Raw genomic sequence first — 21,985 nt, forward strand, 5'->3', positions numbered from 1 at the left:
TGATCAGGCGCCCGGTCCGGACCGTCACCGTTCGCGGTTCGTTCCGGCTGGGCGGGTGGCTGGCCCCGCCGCGCCGGCCGCCCGGCGGGTCGCCACGATCCGGGGATCTGGGGCATTGGGTACGCGCGGCGCAGCCGATAGCCTCAGGAGGTGGAATCAGTGCAGCCCCCCGCCGGTTCCCAGATCTCCCGCGTGCCGGCGCAACGGACCCCGCCCGAGCAGTTGGCGCCCCCCGCGCCGGCTCCGGCGCCGGAACGTCCTCGCCGGCGGCTGCGTACCGTCCTCGCCGCCGTCGCCGGGCTGTTGGCACTGCTCTGTGGCGGCGGCGCCGTCGTCGGCTACGTGCTGTACGACCGCGCGACCGCCCCCGACCGCAGCGCCCCCGACGTCGTCGTGGCCAGCTACATCCAGGCCTACCTCATAGACCGCAACGACGTGAAGGCGAATCAGTTTACCTGCGACAACGGAGATGACCTTGGTTCGGTGCGCAGCCTCCGCGCCGAACTAGAGCGGCGTGAGGCCAACTTCAACGTTGTAGTCAAGGTGAGCTGGGGACCCCTGACCCGGGCGAAGGACGGGGATGGCGAGCGGGTGACGACAACTCTGACTATTTCGAGCTCGGCGAATGGCCAGCCGAGGAGCAGCCGACGAGAGGATTGGCGTTTCCACGTCGTCGACCGGGACGGCTGGCGAGTCTGTGGCGGCAACAAGCTTGGGTGAGCGCCGGTCACTCGAGCCAGAGCAGGTGGACCGGAACCTCCAACGTGGTCGGGGTCTGACCACGCCACGCCCAGCGGTACCAATCGATCTCCGGAGTCACCCGGACGCAGATGTCCCCGTCCGCGCCGGAGTAGGTCTCCGTCACCGCGCGGAGGTCACGCTGCTCGGCCGTGCCCGCCACGTGCACCACGCGCCGGCCAGCCACCGAGTCCGCCTCGAAGACCGGGGTGGGCGGACGATGAGCGGGCGCGTCGAGGGAGACCAGCCGGAGGCCCGCCTGGGCAGGCTGGCCGGACGGCCGGCGCTCGCCGCCGACGGTCTCCACCCAGACCCGCTCGACCGGTACCAGTGGCGCGAAGACCTCCACCTGCTCGGACTCGGCGCGGTACCACTCGTGCTCCGGGATGACCGGCACATACGTGCGGCTGCCCTGCACCACCCGCTCGTCGGCCCGCAGGTCACCGCGCCAACCGAGGCCGGGCAGGCCGGTCAGCACCCGCCGGCCGCGCAGTTCGATCCGGCCGGCGGCGGGCACGATCTCGACGGGTCGGGGCGGCAGCGGTGCCCAGTCGGGCTGGTCCGCAAAGGGGTCGGGCAGCGGATTACTCATGGCCCGGCCTCACGTGGTGCCGTCCAGCGGGGCACCACGATCCCGCATGAACGGCACCGGGTTGATCGCACCACGGCTTGACCTGTCGGCGTCCACGTGCACCTCGAAGTGCAGGTGCGGGCCGGACGAGTTCCCGCTGCTCCCGGAGCGGCCGATCTCCTGGCCGGCCTCCACCGACTGCCCGGGCACCACTAGGGGGCGCCGCACCATGTGGCAGTAGCGGGTGATGTTCCCGCCGGCGTGCAGGATGTCCACGAACCAGCCGCAACCACCCTTGCCCGGCCAACCGTCGCGGTCGCAGTCTCGTCGCCCGGAGTGGTCGGGATCGCAGCGGGCCACCAGCACCCGGCCGGCGGACGCCGCGTGGATCGGGGTCTCCTTCTCCGCGGCGATGTCGACGCCGTTGTGGCTGGGACGCTCGGCGGTGCGGAAGCCGGAGCCGACTCCACCAGGGAGCGGTGCGGTCCAGCCGGAGGCGGCGATCCGGGCACCGGCGGCAGCGTCACAGACCGCCTTGCCGCCGATCTCCACCGTGCGTGCGGCACCGCCGGCGAGCGCGTCCACGATCCGGCCGGCCAGGTCCTCGTGTTTGGCGTAGGCGTCGGGAAAGGCACTGACCTGAACACGCTGTGCCACCACGGTCAGCGGTCGCTGCTGCCAGTTCGGCACCAGGAGCAGCTTCTCGTAGAACTTCCGCGCGGCGTACGACGGTGTCATCCGCTGCTGGATGCTGCCCCAGCCGGGTCGCTGCTGGAACAGGCCGAGCGAGTCATGGTCGGAGCCGACGCCTTCGTGCGGCAGCGCCAGCGACGCTGGCACCGTGCTGTTGGCGAGGTTGCGCAGGGCGGACTCCTGCATCGCGGTCGCCAGCGCGATCACCCAGCCGCGAGCGGGCAGTTTCATGTCCTGGCCGACCTCGATGATGACGGCCGCGTTGCGTAGCTGGCCGTCGCCGTACTCGGCGAAACGTGGCATGTCCCCGGTGATGTCGACCTGGTACGCGGGGTCGCAGGCCAGGCTGGCGGTCAGCCGGTCCTGCTCGTCGCCGCCCAACTCGGTGAGGAAGAACGCGCCGGCACCGCCGACGCAGCAGAGCAGGGTGAGCGCCGCGGTCAGCGCGGCGGCCACGACGCCGAGCCGTAGCTTCCGCCGGCCGGGAACCTGGCCCCCCGTGCTCACTGCCGCACCCAGTCGACCGCGTCCACCAGCCAGCGGCCCTCTGGGGCCACCAGTTCGAGCCGGAGCTGGCCGCTGTCGAGCGGGATCAGCGCCTCCACGAAGGACTCCGTTCGTGGCCGGAGGGTCACCTGGCCGGTGACCCTGCGGGCGGGCACGCTCTCCGGGTCCGCGCCGGTCAGCTTCTCCGTCAGCGCGGGCGTGGAGAGCGGTTGCAGTTGTGCCTGCCAGTTGTCCGCGCTGCTGCCCGGGCCGGCCAGCCAGGCGGTGGTGAAGCGAGCGGCGGCCTGCTCGGGGGGCAGCTCGCCCGGGCGCGTCTTCGGGGTCGGCGCAGCCGGGCTGGCCAGCACCCCGTCGTCGCCGACCTCCGGGTCGACCGTGCTGATCGGCTCGCGTGGCCGGTTGCTCAGGCCGGCGGCCGGGTCGAGCGGCCCCGACATCAGCCGGGCCGCGCCGATCACGCCGAAGACGAGGGCGGCGATCACGAGCGCGATGCCGAGCCGGGACCGCAGTACCCGGGTGAACAGGAACTCCAGCGCCCGACGCATCGCCATCACCGCGCCTCGGAGCGCACCCGGGGAGCCGGTTTGGCCGGTGCGCGGTCGGCCGAGTCCGGCCGGTAGATGGCGAAGGAAGGAGCCTCCTCGGGCACGTCCGGTTCGGTCCAGGTCGCCGGCTGTCGGCGCGGGCGAGGCGCCGTCCGTCCGCTCTTCCGCTCGGGCGCGGGGGTCTCGTCGGCCAATTCCCGCCCGTCCGGTCGCTCGCGCTCGCTGGTCGTGGCGGCGTGCGACGGGTCCTCATGTCGGGCCTCGGGCCGCAGGCTGCTCTGTTCGACCGCCACGCCGCGCCGCCGGCCGACCGCCGGCTCGGCGGTGCTGCCGGGCTCGGCCACGTCCAAGCGGGCCGCGATTCGGATGTCACGGAAGAACCGGCGGTGCCAGGAGCCGGCTGAGCTGATCGCCTCGCTGCTGTCCTTGCCGCCGAGCTGGGTGATCCGCCGGTATGGACGGAGCAGCAGCCAGCCCACCACACCGCAGAGCCAGACCAGGACCACCTGCAGCCAGCCGGGCAGGGTCGGGGTGTTCATGATGAGGTCGACGGCGAACAGGTAGATGGCTGCGCCGGTGCCGAAGATGGCGATGTTGAAGACGGCCGCCACCACAGCGTTCGCCAGCCGGCGAAGCCCGGCGCTCGCCGGGCGCATCAGACCGACCGTGCCGAGGATCGGCGCGGCGATCACCGCCCAGCGGAAGATCATGAAGCCGAGCAGCACCAGCAGCGAGGCGGTCAGGTCGAACATCGCGAAGAGCAGTGAGGCCAGCACCGCGATGAAGCCGGCCCCGATCCGGTCCATGTCCCGGACGCCTTTGAGGTACTCGTACGCCTCCGGGTCCTCCGTCTTGATCTGCTCGGCGACCCTGGACCACTGCTGCTGCTTGGCCTTGATGACAACATCGCGAGTGGCGGGGTTGGCGCGGATGGACTCCGCCTCGTCCCAAGTCAGTGACTTGGCGTCGTACAGAGCCAGGCCGTACTTCTTGGCGGTCACGCTGTCGGCCGAGCCGAGCACCCCCCGCAGCCAGTTCCGGTACAGCATCGTCTCGGTGGCGGTGTCACTGGCGCGGACAGCTGGGGGACGATGGTCCTTACAGGCCTCCGGGTTCGGGTCGTCGCACTGGCCGATAGGCGTGTCTCGGGACGCGGGGCCTACGGCGTCGTGCACGACGCCGAGTGTGGTGATCAGGGTGTTGTCGGCGAGGTTCGCCGACTTCACCGGCCAGGCCGCCAGGGCGGTCACCGCCACCATCACCAGCACCGCCCAGCCCGCCGTGGTCATGGCGTTGCTCATGTCCGACTGACGCGATCGCCAGAGCAGGTAGAGGCCGACCACGCAGAGCGTGATGATGCCGAAGACGCTGAACACCTTCTGATAGACGGCCTTGGTGGCCTGTTCCACCAAGGGGTCCGCCCAGCGCCACATCGAGCGCGGGTCCCAGGCCCGTTCCCGCAGCGCGTTCGACGCACCGATCACCGCGTTGGCGAACATGAACTCGCCGTTCGCGACCATGTTGGTGAAGCGGTAGTCCGGGTGGAGGACCGACGACGCGCAGCCCCCGTCCACGTCGTACGTCGTGAAGCTGTACCCCGCATACCCGTAGTCGCTGTAGAGCCCCTTCGGACCGGGGAGCTTCGCGGAGTCGGGGCGGGAGGCGAACCAGCCCGCCAGGCCCGAGTCCGGCGTGTTGGGTACGGGGGCGTTGCGGCACTCGACCGTGTCCTGCTTGACCTCGTCGAGCCGGGCGACGCAGGCGCGGAAGTCGGTCTGCCACTCCTTGGTGCTGCACAGCTCGGCCCGAGCCTGGGCGACGGGTGGGGCCCCGTACGCGGGTGTCGCCCCGACCAGCGGCCAGACGATGGTGGCCCCGGCGAGTACGCCGAGCGCGAGCAGGAGCGCCGCGATCCGTGCCCGGGCCCCGGGCCGTGTTTCGCAAGACTCTTCCTGGCTGCGTCGAGCCCCGCCGACGACCGGCGGCGTTGTCGCTTCATCCGGATGCAACACCGGTATCCGAGCGAACCTCCGCCGTGCCGGACCGCCGCCTGGGCCTCGGCTCGCTCGGGCGGGCCTTGCGAAACACGGCCAAGCCACGTCACCCCTCCAGATCAGCCAGGACGGTCGGTAGCACCCCGGCCGACTGGGCGACCGCGGCGGGGGTGGTGTCCAGGTGTTCCAGCAGCCCGTCGACGTACGACACGTCGACCCGGACCTTCTGCACACGCCCGTCGACGTCGCGCATCACGAACTCGCGGAAGCCGAGCCGGGCGGCCGAGCCGGAGTCGGCCTGGGACAGCGATGCCAGGGTGGCTTCGTAACCGTCGTCGACCGGTACCCGGAGCAGCCGCAGCGCCTCGGAGGCGATCTCGGTGTCCTCGGCGATCCGGCCGACGAACACGGTGGAGACCAGGTTTTGCACGTCGAGTCCGAGGATGTCCTTCGGGTTCTGCGAGGCGACCAGGGCGGCGAGGTTCCACTTGCGCGAGTCGCGGGCGAGGCGGACCAGGAACGACCGCCCGGAACGCCAGCCCTCCATGAAGTGCGCCTCGTCCAGGCCGACCAGTTTCCGGGACGACATCGAGCCGCCGTAGCAGCGTCGGACGGCGAGCCGGTGCGCGGTGTGCAGCATCGGCAGGGCGAGCGCCTCCTCGGCCGACCAGTACTCGCGTTCGATCTTGAGGTCGGGCAGCCGGAGCCCGGCCATGGTGATCACGGTGAGCGCCGCGTCTGCGCCGAGCAGGTTCTCCGGCGGCCGGCCGAAGAAGAGCATGGCCAGCGGCATCTCGGCCGTGTCCAGCAGCAGGTTCGCCAACTCCCGGCCGGCCTCGTCGTCCAGCCCCTGGAGGCAGGCGACGACGTCGTCCAGGGTGGACGTCTCCTCGGCCGGCACCTGGCGTACGGCGTGCCGGAACAGGGTCGCGGTGGAGGCCTCCCGGGCCACCTGCGGCGGCACCAGCATCATGCAGATGTCCTGCACCAGCATGCGCCGCTCGGCGCGGGCGTTGGAGATGGCGATCTCGAATTCCCGGTCGCCCGCCGACCCGTCGCCGAACTCGCTGCGCAGCGGCGTCGGGATCAGCGCGTACGGTGCGAGGGTGCCCTGCTCGGAGCCGGTCAGGTTGAGCACGCGGGAGTACGGCGCCAGCTCCGGCATCGCGCACAGCCGGGCCAGCGGGCCGGACGGGTCGAGCAGGGTCACCTGGACGCCGCGCCGGGCGGCCAGGTAGCCGAGCGCGCCGAGCAGGGTGGACTTGCCGCCGCCGGGTTCGGCGACGAAGACCGCCAAGCCGGAGCGTTCCCGCACCTCCATCGGGAAGTGCAGGTCGAGGAAGACCGGCCGGCGGCAGGTGCCGGCGGTCCGGCCGATCAGGTCGCCGCGCCGGTCGCCGACCGTGGAGGCGGCCTGCGGCAGCGCCGCGGCGAGCAGGTTGACCGGCATCCGCCGGACGTAGCCGGTGTTGGCGATCGGCTCGCCAGGGATGAACTCGCGGGCCAGCCAGTCCTGGTTCTTCGGGTGCTGGAGCGAGATCCGCAGCTCCCGGGAGTAGAGCTGGATGAGCCGGCGGGCCCGCTCCAGGCATTCCTCCCGGGTCCGTCCGCCGACCGCGATCCGGTGCCAGCCGTGCGCCCGGGCCGAGTCGACCGGCAGGCCGGTGGTCATCTCGTCACCGATCACCAGTGCCCGCTTGGCGAGCCGTTCCAGCTCCGGCGGTGCGTCGATGCCGTGCTCGGCGTAGTCGAGCTGCTGGGAACGGATCATCCGGAGCCGGTGCTCCAGGTTCCGGAAGGAGTCGCCGGAGCCGAGGATGTCCACCCGGGTGGAGAGTTCCATCGGCCATGGCAGCCGCTCGTGGAAGTGCAGCCAGGGCTCGTGCCGCTCGGGGATCTCCAGCGGCTCCATCCGGCCGACGGCGAGCACGGCCACGTGCCGCTCCTCGCCGGTCATCCGGTTGACCAGCTTCACCGTCGACCCGTACGGGGCCCGGTAGCGCTCCACCTGCTCGGTGAGGGCGAGCAGGTCACCGCGCTCCCACCGGCCGTTGGTGACCGGGGAGAGGGCGCCCGGCGGCGCCATGCAGAGCGCGACGGAACGGTAGAGCAGCCACTCGAGTTCCTGCGCGGTCACCCGACGCCCGCGCATGCCGAACGCCCCGAGCACCTCGTCGAACTGCTCGACGGTGCGGCCCAGCTTGCGGCGTTCGCCGTCGGCGGTGCCCCGACCGAAGGCGCGCAGCAGCCGCTCGGTGAGCGAGTCGCCCAGCGACCGGCGGGCGAAGGTGACGCCGAGGTACGTCTGCCCCTCCGCGTGGTTGACCGCCATCAGGTGCCGTTGCGCGGCGACCAGGTGGTCGGCCCAGCCGGGTGTGCCGGGCACGTCGGGCAGCGGAGACGCCGTGTGCGCGTCGATGGTGCGCGCCCACTCGTCGGCCGGGAAGGGCCGGGAGGTGCGGCGCAGGTGCAGCCGGAAGCCGGCCAGGCCGGCGTACTGCTCGGAGATGGCCGAGAGCAGGGCCTCCCGCTCGGCGTCGGGGCGGAACGCCCAACGCACCTCGGGCAGCCAGTACCAGGCGGTGACCGTGTTCGGGGTGAAGGTGAGATGGCCGGCGATCTCGGTGATCGCCAGTTCCACCGATGGGTCGCGGTCGCCGAACTTGATCTTGGGGGCGCGTACCCGGACCGGCTTGACGGGCTTGCCGCCGCGTTCCACGGACCGCTGCCGGGGCGGGGTCACCTCGCGCGCGGCGGAGGCGGCGACCTCGCGGCCGTTCGGCCGGGCCGCCTCCGCCGCGCGCCGATCGCCTCGCCGGGCCGGACGGTCGACGGCGGGCTCGGGCTCGGGCTCGGCCAGTTCGGGCTCGGTGGTCGACCGGAGCGCGGGCAGCCGCTCGCCGGGCTGCTGCGGCACCCGGGTACGGGTCGGGGGTGTCGGATCGAGAGCGGCCGTCCGCGCGGTGGGCCGGTCCGGCGGCTCGACGTCATGGCCGGTCTCGGGGAGGTCGCGGGTCCGGCCGACCGGGCGTACGCCAGGGGCGCTCTCCCGCCGCCGGGCGATGGACGGCTCGTCCACCGGCGTGTCGTTGCTTACGGTCGGGGGCGGCGTGGCCGGCTCGGCTGGGGCGGCCGGCTGGTGCGGGATCGGCGGCGCCTCCCGCCCGATCCCTCGCCGGGGCGGCGCCACCACGGGAGCCGGCTCGGCCGGGATCGCCGCGGGTGGGTTCGGGGGGCGGGCGGCGGGACGCCGTATGCCGGGCTGTGCGCCACCGAAGAGGTCGAGGAACGGCGAGTCGATGTCGCCGTGGTCGCCGACCGCGGGCACCCGCTGTTCGTGGCCGGTCGTGCGGGGCCCCGCCGGCCGGGGCGGCTGGAAGACCCCGACCCGGCCGTGCCCGGGGCTGGTCGCCAGCGCCGGGTCCAGCGCGACCTCGTCCGATTCCTCGTCGGACGGGTAGTCAAACGATCGCGCTCGGTTACCGTGTGGGCCGGCCGGACGCCCGGCCGGGGAACCCGGCGTGGAAGAGCGACTCATGCGACCGCCTCACCCGCGTTGTTCGGCTGCAACATCGGCGTACACCCGGTCATGCCAGTTCCTCCCGGATCCTGATCCGGCTCGCCACCAGGCGCGGGTCGCGCAGCTCGGCCGCCGGCTCCCGGGTACGTCGCCAGTCCGTCAGCGCGGTCCGGATGACCATGCGCGCCGGCCGGTCCGGATCGACGTGCCGGAAGATGAACGAGGTGGTCACGATGGCGAGGGAGATCTCCCAGGCGGGGAAGAGCTCGACCTGCAACGTGAACAACCAGTGGATGAACATGTAGAGGGGTACGAGCAGCATGAACAGGCCGTACTGGGCATACGGCAGGTGGACGGGAAGGGTGTACCCGGGCGGCCCGAGATAGACGAGGCGGGCCCGGTAGATGTCGTCGTCGGTGCGCAGCCGCATGGTCGCCCGCGCCTATTGGAAGATCAGGTTGATCAGGTAGTCGCCGACGAAGAAGAGTGTGGCCGCGCCCGCGATGAAGGCCAGGCCGACGATCGCGATCGCCGAGCTGGTCAGCACCTTGGAGATCTCGCCCCGGCTGGCCCGACCGATGAAGATGACGCCGAGCACCGCCAGCAGGATCGGTGCGATCTTGCTGGCGAAGAAGCTGACGATGTTCTCGGTGGCGATGCCCTTGGGTGCCGGCTCGGCGAGTGGAGTCGACGCCAGGGTGTGGAGCGCGTGATCGACGGCGGCGGAAGCCGTCCCCATGAGCTCGATGGCGATCACTGGAACCTCCCCATGTCGCGGCCGGCGGTGCCGCGCGGTGCAAGTAGGCAAGCCTGGCGGGATGGTGCTTTCTGGACGCGGCGCTCCTGACGCTGCGTCCGGTGCCCACCACGGAGAGTGGCGAGCTTTGGGAGGATTTTTCCCGCTTCGGCCCTCCCTCCAGGCTTCGCCATCTCGATGCTGGGCAATTCCAAAGCGTACGGGCCGGGCACCTTTGCGACAACCCGCGAAGACTCGACCGGATACGACCCGGACGACCGATCGTACACCTGTTCCAATTCGCATGTCAGGGCCGTCGCTGGTGAGGCTCCCCCGGGTCGCCGGAAGCCCTGCTGGGGACCGGTACTGTCGGGTCGTGACCGATCTGGTGCGGGCGCAGGCCCCGGTGCTGATGGGCGTCCTCAACGTCACGCCCGACTCCTTTTCCGACGGCGGCCGGTACGCCGATCTGGATGCCGCCGTCGGACACGGAGTGCGACTGCGCGCGGAGGGCGCGGACCTGGTCGACGTGGGTGGCGAGTCCACCCGGCCAGGCGCCGACCGGGTCGACGCGGAGACCGAGATCGCCCGGGTGCTGCCGGTGATCCGCGCGCTGCGCCTCGCCGGCATCCCGAGCAGCATCGACACCAGCCGGGCCCGGGTGGCCGAGGCGGCCCTCGCCGCTGGCGCCGATGTGGTCAACGACGTCTCCGGTGGCCTCGCCGACCCGGACATGGCCCGGGTGGTTCGCGACGCCGGCTGCCCCTGGGTGCTCATGCACTGGCGGGGCCATTCCCGCCAGATGCGCGACCTGGCCGACTACGGTGACGTGGTGGCCGAGGTCCGGGCCGAGCTGAGCCAGCGGGTCGACGAGGCGCTGGGCGCCGGAGTCGCCGCCGAGAAGATCATCATCGATCCCGGGCTCGGCTTCGCGAAGACCGCCGCGCACAACTGGGAACTCAGCGCCCGCCTGCCCGAACTGGTGGACCTCGGCTTCCCGCTGCTGTTCGGGTCGAGCCGCAAGTCGTACCTGGGCCAGTTGCTCGCCGACGCCGACGGAACTCCCCGACCCACGTCCGGACGCGAGGCGGCCACCGTCGCCACCAGCGTGCTCGCGGTGGCGGCCGGCGCCTGGGGGGTACGCGTGCACGACGTCCGCGCCACCGCCGACGCGCTCGCCGTTTGGCGGGCCACCGGCAGCCCGCGCCTGGCCAGCACGGCGAGCGAGGTGGCCCGGTGACCGACCGGATCGAGCTGACCGGCCTGCGCGCGCACGGCCGGCACGGCGTCTACGACTTCGAACGTGCCCAGGGGCAGGAGTTCGTGGTCGACGCAGTGCTCGAACTTGACCTCGCCCCGGCCGCGCGCTCGGACGAGGTGACCGACACCGTGCACTATGGCGAGCTGGCCGAGAAGCTCGTCGCGGTGATCACCGGCGAGCCCGTCAACCTGATCGAGACGCTCGCCGACCGGCTGCTCACGGTCTGCCTGGCCGAACCGCTGGTGGCCGCCGCCACGGTGACCGTACACAAGCCCGAAGCCCCGATCCCGTACGCCTTCCGCGACGTGGCCGTCACGATGCGGCGTACCCGGTGACCCGGGCCGTGCTGTCGATCGGCAGCAACCTCGGTGACCGGCTCGCCCACCTGCGCGCGGCGGTGGCCGCGTTCGACGACGCGGTGCTGGTGGTCTCCGGGGTCTACGAGACTCCACCCTGGGGCGACGCCGAGCAGCCCGCGTACCTGAACGCGGCGGTGCTGGTCGTGGACCCGGCGGCGGACCCGCGTGACTGGCTGGACCGGGCCCGGTCTGCCGAGGCGGCGGCCGGGCGGACCCGCGACCCGGAGCGCCGGTACGGTCCGCGCACCCTCGACGTCGACGTCGTCGCGGTCTGGGACGAGGCCGGGCAGCCGGTGCTCAGCGACGATCCCGAACTGACCCTTCCGCACCCCCGCGCCCACCTGCGGGCGTTCGTGCTGCGGCCGTGGATCGACATCGAGCCGCACGGCCGGCTGCCCGGGCACGGCTGGCTGACCGACCTGCTCAACGCCGAGCCGCTGGCCTCCGACGCCCTGGAACTCACCCCCCGGTCGGATCTGGCGTTAGAGTCGGACGCATGACCCAGTGGAGCCGGCACGCATGACGCAGTCCCCGCGCGACCCCGATCGTTTCCGGATGGGTCCGACCCGGATCTCCACGTTGGTGGTGGCCGGCCTGGCCGCCGCGGCGGTGGCCTGGCTGCTGATCAGCAGCTTCTACTACGACCTGGCGCCCAGCCTGCCCTGGCTGCCGGTGGTCACGCTCGCCGCCCTGGCCGTGCTGGAGGGGTACGCGGCCGTCAACACCCGCGGCAAGATCGAGGGACGCCCCGGCAGGGAGCCGCTCAACCCGCTGCTGGTCGCCCGGTTCGTGGTGCTGGCCAAAGCCTCCGCGCTGGCCGGGGCCATCTTTGCCGGCTTCTATGCCGGCCTGACCGGCTGGCTCTTCATCGAGCGGACGAACGCCGCCGTCGGCGACCGGCCGGCCGGTGTCGGCGGCGTGCTCGCCTCGCTCGCGCTGGTCGCCGCGGCGCTCTGGCTGGAACGGGCCTGCCGGGTGCCGGAGCAGAAGGACGACGAGGACCGCGAACCCGGCGATCGGGAAAGCCGACCCGGCCAGCGCTGATCCGGGGGTTCCCACCGTCCCGGCCCGCAGGTACCGTCCCTGGCGACCGGAGAGCAACGGCCGCCGCCGGTCCGCCCTGCGTCGGACCCGAACGGCCGGCCACGTGGGAGGCACGGCGCATGGGGTACGACGAAACGGGCCGGATCGTGCCGGCGGAGCCGTCGTCCGCCGTACCCGCCTCGGTGCTGGAGCATGTCTTCGACGACCCGGCGCACGGTGAGCCCGGCCGGGACGGCGTCGCCGTCCACGTGATCTGGGAGTTCCTGCTGTTGGCCGGGCTGGCCACGATGACCTGGCTGCTCTGGCGGGACAACCCGGACGCGCTGCGCGGGGGCCGCCTCGATTCGCTCCTGGTCGACGTGGCCGCGCTCGGGCTGCTCGCCCTCGCCGCCGGGCTGAGCCTGCGCGCCGCCGCGGTGAACCTGGCGATCGGCCCGGTCGCGCTGGCCGCCGCGCTGCACTTCGCCGAGCAGGGCGACCGGGGCGTCCGGGAGGCGCTGCTTCCGGCGCTGGTGGTGGCGGTGCTCGGCGGGCTGGCGCTGGCGCTGGCGGTGGTGGTGCTGCATGTGCCCGGCTGGGCGGCGAGCCTGGCCGCCGCGGCGGGCGTCATCGTGTACATCGAGCGGCGGACCGGTCCGGTCACGGCCCAGGGCGGCTACGACCCCCGGGACACCGCCCTCTACCTCTTCGTCGGCTTCGCCGCGGTGGCCGTCCTCGGCGGACTCTTCGGCGCGATGAAGCCGGTCCGGCGGCTGATCGGGCGGTTCCGGCCGGTCGCCGATCCGGCCCGCCGGCGGGGCGGCGTCGCCGCGACGGTGACCGCGCTGGCCCTGGTCGGCTCCACCGTCCTGGCCATGCTCGGCGGGGTGCTGCTGGCGGCGAACGGCGACGGCCCGGTGTTGCCGCGTACCGGGCTGGACTGGTCGGTGCTCGCGGTCGGCACCGCGATGCTCGCTGGCACCAGCGCCTACGGCCGGCGCGGCGGGGTCTTCGGCACGCTGTTCGCGGTCACCCTGGTGGAGGTCTTCCTGAGCTGGTCCACGGCCCAGGGGTGGACGATCAGCCGATGGGCCGTCGGCGGTGCCGTGCTCGGTGTCGGGCTGCTGGTCACCCGGCTGGTCGAGACGTTCGGCCGGCCACGCCCCGGGATGGAGCTGGGGCCGGCCGGCGACGGCACCATCACCAGTGGCTGGGCGCTGACCAAGCCGCCCGAACCCGCCGACGCCTGGCCGTCGGTGCTGCCGGTGCGGACCACCGATACCACCGTCGACGCGTGGGAGGCCCCGCGTTGGGAGAGCGCGCCGCGCCGCTGGGACGCCGACGACCGCTGACCGGACGCCCGAGCCGGTGCGGGGGATCAGCCCGGCCGGTGGGGGCGGAGTCGGCCGGTCCGGTGCGTCGACCGGGACGCGTCCGGCGAGCCGGACCTGATCTCGCCGGTTAGGCTCGGCGACATGACCGAATCTCCTGCCACCGGGCCCGGCGGCCGCACCTTCGACGAGCTCGACAAGCTCTCCACCGAGGAATTGCGCGAGCAGGCCTTCGCCCTGGCCCGGGAGCGCCGCGACGTCAGGTTCTTCTGGTCGGTGCTGCGGCACCTGCCCAACGCGGACGAGGCCGCCGCCCTGGACGGTGCCCCCAACTCGGTCGGGCCGACCGTCGACGAGGCGAACGCCCTCTGGCGGGAGCTGACCGGGCACGGCTACGAGGAGTCCGCGCCGCTGCTGCGGGCCGCCTTCATCGACTACCTGATGAAGCACTGACCCCGATGGCCGTCCGCCGGCCCAGGGCGGTCGCGCGTACGCGCGGGCCTGCCCGGCGGGGCGGGCCGGTGACCCGCCCCCTGGCCATCACCAAGCGCCTTCGGGCCGTCCGCGGGTATGGCACCGCCGCCGGCACCGGTGCCCTCGCCGCGTTCCTGCTCGTCGCGGTCTGCGGCAGCCCGATGTACGTGGACTGGGTCCAGCACCACACCGACCCGGCCGGAGCGGGCGGCTGGCTCCTGCGGCTGCTCGCCTGGCCCGCCTGGCGGCTGCACTCCGACGACCCGTCGCAGGGCGTGCTCGCCGCCGACCTGCGGGCCCTCCTGCTGGTGATCCTCGCTGCGGCCCTGCTCTACCTGCTGCCCGCCGGCCAGGTGGCCCGGGTCGGGAACTCGACCAGCCAGTTCTTCTCCGGCTGGGCCGCGTACGCCCTGGCCGGCGGGTTCACCGCCCTGCTGGCGGCGCTGTTCGGGCCGGGTGGGTCGCTTCTCGTCGCCTTCCAGGGCGCGAGCACCGGTGCCACCTACGGCTTCTTCACCGGCTGGATCATCGGCCTGGCCAGCCTCGGCGGTCGCGCCTGAGCCACCGGCCGCCCGCGTCGGGGATCGCGCGAGCCACCGGCCGCCCGCGTCGGGGGTCGAGGTGAGCCGCTGGCCGCCGCGTCGTGGGTCGGGGTGAGCAACCGGCCGTCCGCGTCAACGGTCGGCGCCGGCGCGGCTCAGTCCGCCAGCGCGCCCAGGCCGAGCAGCCGGGACCGGCTGAGCATGCCGACCGGCTGCCCGTCGTCGGTGACCACGGCTTGCTCCGAGTCCGAGGTGAGCAGCGCGCCCAGCGCGTCGTACGCGGAACCGCCCAGCGGCACCGCCGGCAGGTCGACCGGATCACCGGCCGGGAGCGGGTCGAGCACCTCGTGGGTGACCGGGGTGACCGCCAACCGACGGATGCCCCGGTCGGCCCCGACGAACTCGCGCACGAACGGCGAGGCGGGCGACCCGAGCAGGGCGGCCGGGGTGTCGTACTGCTCCAGCCGGCCACCTTCGGAGAGCACCGCGATCCGGTCGCCGAGCCGGACCGCCTCGTCGAGGTCGTGGGTGACCAGCACGATGGTCTTGCGGACCTCGGCCTGGAGCCGCAGGAACTCCTCCTGCAGCCTGGTCCGCACGATCGGGTCGACCGCCGAGAACGGCTCGTCCATCAGCAGCACCACCGGGTCGGCGGCGAGCGCCCGGGCCACCCCGACCCGCTGCCGCTGGCCGCCGGACAACTCGTGCGGGTAGCGGCCGCCGAACTGTCCCGGGTCGAGCCCGACCAGCTCCAGCAGCTCCTGTACCCGGTCCCGGGTCCGCTGCCGTGGCCAGCGGAGCAGGCCGGGCACCGTGGCCACGTTGGCGGCCACCGTCTGGTGCGGGAAAAGTCCGACATTCTGGATGACGTACCCGATACGGCGGCGCAGCGCCACCGGGTCGACCCGGGTGACGTCGTCGTCGCCGAGCAGGATCCGGCCGTCGGTCGGCTCGATCAGCCGGTTGATCATGCGAAGCACGGTCGACTTGCCGCAGCCCGAGGGGCCGATCAGCACCGTCAGTTCGCCGGCCTTCACCTCCAGGCTCAGCTCCCGCACCGCCTCCGTGCCGTCCGGATAGCGCTTGCGGATGCCCTCCAGGGTGATCGATGCGGCACCGTGTCCGGCGGTGGCTCCCGGGGTAACGTTCACGCGTGTCCCTCCACCTGAGTCACCGGTCTGCGCCGGGTAACCCGTGGTTCTCCTGGCAGTACGTGCGGGACAACTCTGACACGATCCTGGCCGCGCTGCGTGAGCACACCTGGCTGACCGCCCGAGCCGTGCTACTCGCCGCGCTGGTGGCGCTGCCGCTGGCGGTGGCCGCGTACTGGTTCCGGTCGCTGGCCGGACCGGTTCTGGCGGTGTCCGGGGTGCTGTACACGATTCCGTCGCTGGCGCTGTTCGCGTTTCTCGGGCCGACACTGGGGATCGGGGCTGTGACCGTGCTCACCGTTGTGGTGCTGTACGCGCTGCTGGTCATCGTCCGTAACGCGCTGGCCGGGCTAAATCAGGTGCCGCCCGAGGTCCTGGAGGCGGCCGAGGGAATGGGGTACGGCCGCTGGCGCCGGCTGTTCGGGATCGAGTTGCCGCTGGCCCTGCCGGGCATCCTCACCGGGCTCCGACTCGCCACGGTCTCGACGGTGGCCCTGGTCACCGTCGGGGTGGTGATCGGCCGCGGCGGCCTGGGGCAGCTCATCTTCGCCGGCTTCCAGAACAACTTCTACAAGGCCGAGATCATGACCGGCACTGTCCTCTGCGTGCTGCTGGCCCTGGTGCTGGACCTGGTGCTGGCCGGGGTGGGCCGGCTGCTGACCCCGTGGCTGCGCGGGCGCGCCGCGTGAGCGCGAGCAGGGCGGCGCGGCAGCACCACGCGGTCACGCACCGAACACAGGGGCCGGGGGACCGGCGGAGCTCGGTGCGACGCCGTGCGGTCGCGGACGGAAGGGCGGCAGGGTGAACCACTTCCGGGACGCCGTGATCTGGCTGAACGATCCGCTGAACTGGACGAACCCGGGCGGCATCCTCGAACGGCTCGGCGAGCACCTGAGCATTTCCGCGCTGGCGGTGCTGGTGGGCTGCCTGGTGGCCTGGCCGATCGGGCTCTGGCTCGGGCACACCGGTCGGGGCGGCGGGCTGGTGTTGCTGGTCTCCAACGTCACCCTCGCCGTCCCCACCCTGGCGCTGCTGACCATCCTGCCGTTGACCTTCCTCGGCTTCGGCCGGCCGGCGGTGGTGGTCGCGCTCGCGGTGTTCGCGGTGCCGCCGCTGCTCGCCAACGCGTACACCGGGGTGCGGCAGGCCGACCCGGAGGCCCGGGACGCGGCGCGTGGCATGGGCCTCTCCGGTGGGCAGGTGCTGCGCCGGGTGGAGCTGCCGTTGGCGGTGCCGTACCTGGCGGCCGGGTTCCGTACCGCCGCGGTGCAGGTGGTCGCCACCGCGGCGCTGGCCTCCTTCGTCAACGGTGGCGGGCTGGGGCAGATCATCCGGGCCGGCTTCGGGCTGGACATCGCGGCCGGGGGTGGGCAGATCATCGCCGGTGGTGTGCTGGTCGCCGGGCTGTCCCTGCTGGTCGAGGGGGTGCTGGCGTTGGTGGAGCGGCTGGTCACCCCGCGTCCGCTGCGGCGGGCCCGACGGGCGGCGAACCGGCGTGCCGCCGCCGCCACGGCGGGTGCCTGAACCGGCCGAACCGACGTGGCCGACACCCCGGCGGGCGCCTGAGACCGGCGACGCGCGGCCGATACGGCGGGCGCTGAACCGGGTCGAATCGGGGCGTGGCCGACGTCACGTCAGCGTGACGGAAAACTGGCGAATTGCTGCACATTAAGTGTCACCGCAGTTGCCGGAACCGGGGCGAATTGGCGTTGGGTGACGATCCGGTGACGAAATCCGCTCAGGGTTTGTCGGTCCGGCCCGGAGGATATTGGCTGGAGTCGCGGGCGGCAGACCGGATCGCCCCGACGAACAAGCGGGCGGCCGACCGGATCGCCCGTCGGACACGCGGCCGGCCCGAATGGGTCGCGCCGGGACACGGAAGGCGGGCAACAGTTGCGCGCGCGTACACGTCGTCTGGCCGTAGGGGCGCTCGGCGCCCTCACCGCTGCGGGTCTGCTCACCGGCTGCGGTGACGCCGGTTCCTCCGGCACCGACGCCCCTGAGCAGGGTGCCTCCGGGGCCGGCTGCGCCCCGGTCGCGGGCGACAAGCTGGTCGTCCTCAACGACGACAAGAAGCTCCAGAACACCGACAACGTCCTCCCCGCGATCAACACGAAGGTGGCCACGCCGCAGCTCGTCGCCGCGTTGGACAAGGTCTCGGGGGCGCTCGACACCACCAAGCTGATCGAGCTGAACCGGGCGGTCGATGTCGACCGGAAGACCCCACAGGTCGCGGCGAAGGAGTTCGCCGACGCGAACGGCGTCAGCCAGGGTGTGGAGAAGGGCCCGGGTGGCCAGGTCACGGTCGGTGCTGCCAACTTCAGCGAGAGCCAGCTCATCGCCGAGCTCTACAAGATCGTGCTCACCTCGGCCGGATACCAGGTCAAGGTGCAGACCATCGGCAGCCGCGAGCTCTACGAACCGGCCCTGGAAAAGGGTGAGATCCAGGTCGTTCCCGAGTACGCGGCCACCATGGCCGAGTTCCTCAACACCAAGGCCAACGGGAAGGACGCCGAGCCCGTCTCCTCGCCCGAGCTGGACAAGACGATCAGTGCGCTGAAGGCCGAGGGCGACAAGGTCGGCCTCACCTTCGGCCAGCCGTCGCAGGCCCAGGACCAGAACGCCTTCGCGGTCACCCAGGCCTTCGCCGACAAGTACCAGCTCGCCACGCTCTCCGACCTGGCCGCCAAGTGCTCCGGTAAGGCGACGGTGCTCGCCGGTCCGCCGGAGTGCCCGCAGCGGCCGAAGTGCCAGGCCGGCCTGGTCCAGGTCTACGACTTCAAGGCCGGCTCGTTCAGCTCGCTGGACGCGGGTGGCCCGCAGACCAAGAACGCGTTGAAGACCGGCGCGGCCAGCGTCGGCCTGGTGTTCTCCTCCGACGCGGCGCTCGCCGCGAGCTGACGGCCCACGGCTGTTCCGGCCCGGTGGTAGCCGTGCCGGGACCCGGAACAGTCGCCGGTCGCCGGTGGGTCCGGGTGGCCCGTCGGCGACCGGCGCGGCCGGGACCGGGCCGCAAAGATCGCTCACCGACTGTCAGCTCGAAGCCGGTACCCGTTCCCTACCGGGGCAACTCTCGGTACGCTGCGTAGCCATGCCCGCTTCGGTCGCCCCCGCCGAGAAGCGCCCGTCCTCGCTGTACACCGTCCTGTTCTGGATCGGTGTGGCGCTCGCCCCCCTGGCCGCGTTGATCCTCCTGGTTGCCGACGGCAGCGGTTCGCTGCGGCTCGGTGCGGTGCTGGCGATCTTCGCCGTGGTGCTGATCGGGCTCTCCATCGCGCTGCGCGCCGAGGGCGGCGACCAGGCAGCCGGTGCCGAGGAGATGCGGACCGAGATCGAGCAGCTCCGTCACGAGTTGCGCAGCGAGATCGTGGCCGCCGCGCACCGGGGCAACCAGGCACTCGACCAGGCCCAACGTATGCAGGAGACGGTCACCGCGCTGCATCGCCGGCTGGATTCGGCGGCTGCCGGGATGGCCGCCGCGGCCGGCGCCGCGCCGGCCGCCGAGGAGCCGGCCGCCGCCCGCGCCCGGGTGTCCCCGGCCGAGTCGTACGCCGAGGGGCGGTCCCGTCGCGGCGCCGGCCCGGAGCAGGCGCCGACCGGCGGGGGACAGCCTTCCGGCCGCGACGAGGACGAGCAGTCCCGTTCGCAGCCCGGCATCCGCCACGGCACCGACCGCCCCCGGTCCGGCGTCTACGGCGCCCCGCGCACCGCCGAGCCGGACGCCCGGTCGGAACCCCGCCCGGTCGGGGTGGTGCACCACACGGAGACCGTGCACGTCACCACTCGGCACACCATCGTGGACGGTGGTGCCGATTCGGGCACCGGCAGCCGTTACGGGGGGTATGCCAACCGCTGGTCCCCCGTTGCGGATGAACCGCGGGGGAGCGGCGCGGCGCCGGAGGAACGCTCCTGGTCGGGGTACCGGGAGCCGGCGGGCGACCGTGGCTGGACCGGTGGCGACCAGGCCCGGCCCACCCAGGGCGAGCACTGGCGCGGCGGCTCCCGGTCCGGACCGGACGGCGAGCGGGACGGGCCGGGCGGCCCACGGGCATCCTGGGACGAGCGGGCGCCCTGGGACGAGATGGCCCGCTCCGCCGATCGTCCGGCGGTGGGTGCCGCCCGGGCCGGCGACGGGAGCGGGCCCGGCGAGGATCGCGGATGGGCGGCGAGGCAGGCCGAGCGTGATTCCCGGTCGACCGGGCCGGCCGAGCAGCGAGCCTGGTCGGCGGCGGATGGGCGGGCCGGCCAGCGGTCCTGGTCGTCGGCCGACGGGCCGGCCGAGCAGCGTTCCGCGGCGGCAGCGCCGGCGGGAGCGGCCGACGAGCGGTGGCGGCCGGCCGGCCGCGACGGGCGGCGGGACGAGCTGACCCGGCCGACGGGCCCGGACGGGCCCCGCGACGAGGGCTCCCGAGCCGCTGGCGCGGGCCGGCACGACGGACGGGATCGGGCCGACGAAGGCTCCTGGGCTCGATCGGGCCGGCAGGACGGGCGGGACCGCGCCGACGAAGGCACCCGGACTGGCCGGCACGACGGGCCGGACCGGGCTGGTGAGGGCTGGACGAATCCGGGCGTACCCGCCTGGACTGCGTCCGAGCCCTCGGGGCGGGAGGTCGCCACCGACGACCCGGAGGGTGCCTACTGGTCGGAGTTGCGCGTCGGCAACCGCTGGGCCGCGGTCCGGGACGACGAACACGGCCGGGAGATCCAGGTCGGCGAGCGGCGCGCCGCGGTGCACGCCGCCGGAGCCGGCACCGAGTACCGGGTCGAGGACCGCTGGGCGTCCGTCCGCGAGCCCCGCCGCGACCACGGCGTGCCCGGCGAGGCGGGACCCGGCTGGGCGGAGGAGAGCCGACCGGCGCTGCCGGCGGGCGGGGTTCCGGTACCGGACGAGTGGCGCCCGGCCACGCAGCAGGGTGGCCAGCCCGAGTGGCGCCGGGAGGAGCCTGAGCCGGTCCGGTACGGCGACGAGCGGTACGGCCACCCGGCGCGCGACGACGCACCCCGGACCACCGACCGGGCCCGGTCCACCGACCGCTGGCGCTGATCCCCGGGGCCCTGCCGCTACTTGTCGATGTCGCCGACCACGAAGAACATCGAACCGAGGATGGCGATCAGATCGGGCACCAGGCAGCCGGGCAGCAGCGTGGCCAGCGCCTGCACGTTCGCGTACGAGGCGGTGCGCAGCTTGAGCCGCCACGGGGTCTTCTCGCCCCGGGAGACCAGGTAGTAGCCGTTGATGCCGAGCGGGTTCTCGGTCCACGCGTAGGTGTGCCCCTCGGGGGCCTTGACCACCTTGGGCAGCCGGGTGTTCACCGGCCCGGTGAGCCGGTCCACCCGGTCCAGGCACTGCTCGGCGAGGTCGAGCGAGACGTACACCTGGTCGAGCAGCACCTCGAAGCGGGCGTGGCAGTCCCCGGCGGTCTTGGTCACCACCGGCACGTCGAGCTGGTCGTACGCCAGGTAGGGCTCGTCCCGGCGCAGGTCCAGGTCCAGCCCGGAGGCCCGGGCGACCGGCCCGGACGCGCCGAACGCGGCGGCGTCGGCCGCCGACAGCACGCCCACCCCGACCGTACGGGCCAGGAAGATCTCGTTGCGCCGGATGAGCTGGTCCAGGTCGGGCATCCGCCGGCGTACCTCGCCGACGGCGGCTCGGGCCCGGCCCGTCCAGCCGGCCGGCACCTCCTCCTTGAGGCCGCCGACCCGGTTGAACATGTAGTGGATCCGGCCGCCGGAGACCTCCTCCATCACCGCCTGGAGGGTCTCCCGCTCGCGGAACGCGTAGAACATCGGGGTGATCGCGCCGATCTCCAGCGGGTACGAGCCGAGGAACATCAGGTGGTTGAGCACCCGGTTCAGCTCGGCCAGGGCCATCCTTAGCCAGACCGCCCGCTCGGGCACCTCCATGCCCATCAGCCGCTCCACGGCCAGCACCACGCCCAGCTCGTTGGCGAACGCGGAGAGCCAGTCGTGCCGGTTGGCCAGCACGATGATCTGCCGGTAGTCGCGTACCTCGAAGAGCTTCTCCGCGCCCCGGTGCATGTAGCCGACGATCGGCTCGGCGGAGACCACCCGCTCGCCGTCGAGCACCAGCCGCAGCCGCAGCACGCCGTGCGTGGAGGGGTGCTGCGGCCCGATGTTCAGCACCATGTCGGTGCCGAGCTGCTCACCGCCGGCGCCCGTGCCGACGGTCAGTTCGCGGAGGTCGCCGGCGTCCGTGGTCATCAGATTCCTTCCGTGGATGCCCCGGCCTTCAGGCCGGGGAGGAAACGGACTCCCGCGGAGCAGGACAGGGACCGGGAATCCGCCGCCAAGGCCGATAACTGTCCACCACCCACTCGGGCGCGGAGCGTGTAAACCGGTGGTAGCCTTGGCGGTGCCGATCGAGGAAACTCGACTGGCCTACCGCCGGGCTGGCGGGATGTGATGTCTGTGGAGGCAGTGTAAGACCTCGGCTTGGGTTCGTCCCGGGGGCGATCGCCGATGAAGCAGGAAGATCCGCCCTGCGAGGGGAGGAATCCCCCGCCTTCAGGCGGGTGGAGG

At 73.0% G+C, this 21,985-nt stretch carries 21 protein-coding genes; 12 read left to right on the forward strand and 9 right to left on the reverse strand.

The features are described from left to right. Positions 1–159 precede the first annotated feature (159 nt). Positions 160–720, forward strand: coding sequence for a hypothetical protein (locus tag ACIRG9_RS25715; protein WP_402861124.1), 561 nt, complete (start codon positions 160–162; stop codon positions 718–720). A gap of 7 nt (positions 721–727) precedes the next feature. On the opposite strand, the gene ACIRG9_RS25720 is transcribed toward ACIRG9_RS25715, so the two are convergent. The 7 genes from ACIRG9_RS25720 to ACIRG9_RS25750 form a co-directional block, all read right to left on the reverse strand. Continuing rightward, entirely contained in the window at positions 728–1,330 is a 603-nt protein-coding gene (locus ACIRG9_RS25720; protein WP_402860869.1) for a hypothetical protein, read from the reverse strand. Positions 1,331–1,339: 9 nt separating this feature from the next. Further along, on the reverse strand, positions 1,340–2,509 hold the full coding sequence (locus tag ACIRG9_RS25725) for a M23 family metallopeptidase (RefSeq protein WP_402860872.1): 1,170 nt from the start codon (positions 2,507–2,509) through the stop codon (positions 1,340–1,342). Continuing rightward, positions 2,506–3,063 (reverse strand): hypothetical protein, encoded by a 558-nt coding sequence (locus tag ACIRG9_RS25730; protein WP_402860875.1) that lies wholly within the window; start codon positions 3,061–3,063, stop codon positions 2,506–2,508. The genes ACIRG9_RS25725 and ACIRG9_RS25730 overlap by 4 nt, the downstream gene beginning before the upstream one ends. Further along, entirely contained in the window at positions 3,060–4,967 is a 1,908-nt protein-coding gene (locus ACIRG9_RS25735; protein ID WP_402861127.1) for an MFS transporter, read from the reverse strand. Before ACIRG9_RS25735 ends, ACIRG9_RS25730 begins: the two co-directional genes overlap by 4 nt. 187 nt (positions 4,968–5,154) lie before the next feature. After that, a complete protein-coding gene (locus ACIRG9_RS25740) occupies positions 5,155–8,586 on the reverse strand; it encodes an ATP-binding protein (RefSeq protein ID WP_402860878.1) in 3,432 nt (1,143 codons plus the stop codon). 49 nt (positions 8,587–8,635) lie between these two features. Continuing rightward, a complete protein-coding gene (locus ACIRG9_RS25745; protein WP_073837722.1) occupies positions 8,636–8,998 on the reverse strand; it encodes a hypothetical protein in 363 nt (120 codons plus the stop codon). Positions 8,999–9,010: 12 nt separating this feature from the next. Continuing rightward, positions 9,011–9,325 carry a hypothetical protein gene (locus tag ACIRG9_RS25750; RefSeq protein WP_402860882.1) on the reverse strand — a complete coding sequence of 105 codons (315 nt, stop codon included), beginning with the start codon at positions 9,323–9,325 and terminating at the stop codon, positions 9,011–9,013. 355 nt (positions 9,326–9,680) lie between these two features. Between ACIRG9_RS25750 and folP the strand changes: the two genes are divergently transcribed. From folP to ACIRG9_RS25785, 7 genes are all read left to right on the forward strand, one after another. After that, entirely contained in the window at positions 9,681–10,544 is an 864-nt protein-coding gene (folP, locus tag ACIRG9_RS25755) for a dihydropteroate synthase (RefSeq protein WP_402860885.1), read from the forward strand. After that, positions 10,541–10,900 carry a dihydroneopterin aldolase gene (folB, locus tag ACIRG9_RS25760; protein WP_402860888.1) on the forward strand — a complete coding sequence of 120 codons (360 nt, stop codon included), beginning with the start codon at positions 10,541–10,543 and terminating at the stop codon, positions 10,898–10,900. The genes folP and folB overlap by 4 nt, the downstream gene beginning before the upstream one ends. Beyond that, positions 10,897–11,424 carry a 2-amino-4-hydroxy-6-hydroxymethyldihydropteridine diphosphokinase gene (folK, locus tag ACIRG9_RS25765; RefSeq protein ID WP_402860891.1) on the forward strand — a complete coding sequence of 176 codons (528 nt, stop codon included), beginning with the start codon at positions 10,897–10,899 and terminating at the stop codon, positions 11,422–11,424. The genes folB and folK overlap by 4 nt, the downstream gene beginning before the upstream one ends. A gap of 55 nt (positions 11,425–11,479) precedes the next feature. Further along, positions 11,480–11,968: a DUF3180 domain-containing protein gene (locus ACIRG9_RS25770; protein ID WP_402860894.1), complete on the forward strand. Its 489-nt coding sequence runs from the start codon at positions 11,480–11,482 to the stop codon at positions 11,966–11,968. Positions 11,969–12,087: 119 nt separating this feature from the next. Next, positions 12,088–13,299 (forward strand): ABC transporter permease, encoded by a 1,212-nt coding sequence (locus tag ACIRG9_RS25775; protein WP_402860897.1) that lies wholly within the window; start codon positions 12,088–12,090, stop codon positions 13,297–13,299. A gap of 123 nt (positions 13,300–13,422) precedes the next feature. Continuing rightward, complete coding sequence (locus ACIRG9_RS25780; protein ID WP_402860900.1) at positions 13,423–13,731, forward strand: hypothetical protein; 309 nt, start codon at positions 13,423–13,425, stop codon at positions 13,729–13,731. 68 nt (positions 13,732–13,799) lie between these two features. Continuing rightward, entirely contained in the window at positions 13,800–14,312 is a 513-nt protein-coding gene (locus ACIRG9_RS25785; protein ID WP_402860902.1) for a hypothetical protein, read from the forward strand. Positions 14,313–14,449: 137 nt separating this feature from the next. Here ACIRG9_RS25785 and ACIRG9_RS25790 read toward each other — a convergent pair whose 3' ends face one another. Further along, positions 14,450–15,445 carry an ABC transporter ATP-binding protein gene (locus tag ACIRG9_RS25790; RefSeq protein ID WP_402860905.1) on the reverse strand — a complete coding sequence of 332 codons (996 nt, stop codon included), beginning with the start codon at positions 15,443–15,445 and terminating at the stop codon, positions 14,450–14,452. 2 nt (positions 15,446–15,447) lie between these two features. Between ACIRG9_RS25790 and ACIRG9_RS25795 the strand changes: the two genes are divergently transcribed. The 4 genes from ACIRG9_RS25795 (at position 15,448) to ACIRG9_RS25810 (ending at position 20,489) form a co-directional block, all read left to right on the forward strand. Then, positions 15,448–16,134, forward strand: a complete 687-nt coding sequence (locus tag ACIRG9_RS25795; RefSeq protein WP_402860908.1) for an ABC transporter permease — start codon at positions 15,448–15,450, stop codon at positions 16,132–16,134. Positions 16,135–16,246: 112 nt separating this feature from the next. Continuing rightward, positions 16,247–16,969 carry an ABC transporter permease gene (locus ACIRG9_RS25800; RefSeq protein WP_402860911.1) on the forward strand — a complete coding sequence of 241 codons (723 nt, stop codon included), beginning with the start codon at positions 16,247–16,249 and terminating at the stop codon, positions 16,967–16,969. 369 nt (positions 16,970–17,338) lie between these two features. Continuing rightward, positions 17,339–18,346, forward strand: a complete 1,008-nt coding sequence (locus tag ACIRG9_RS25805; protein ID WP_402860914.1) for a glycine betaine ABC transporter substrate-binding protein — start codon at positions 17,339–17,341, stop codon at positions 18,344–18,346. A gap of 190 nt (positions 18,347–18,536) precedes the next feature. After that, positions 18,537–20,489: a hypothetical protein gene (locus ACIRG9_RS25810; RefSeq protein ID WP_402860917.1), complete on the forward strand. Its 1,953-nt coding sequence runs from the start codon at positions 18,537–18,539 to the stop codon at positions 20,487–20,489. 17 nt (positions 20,490–20,506) lie between these two features. Here ACIRG9_RS25810 and ACIRG9_RS25815 read toward each other — a convergent pair whose 3' ends face one another. Continuing rightward, positions 20,507–21,667, reverse strand: coding sequence for an NADH-quinone oxidoreductase subunit D (locus ACIRG9_RS25815; RefSeq protein WP_402860920.1), 1,161 nt, complete (start codon positions 21,665–21,667; stop codon positions 20,507–20,509). Between the last annotated feature and the right edge of the window lie 318 nt (positions 21,668–21,985).

The organism is Micromonospora sp. NPDC093277 (genome assembly GCF_044765245.1).
GTDB lineage: Bacteria > Actinomycetota > Actinomycetes > Mycobacteriales > Micromonosporaceae > Micromonospora.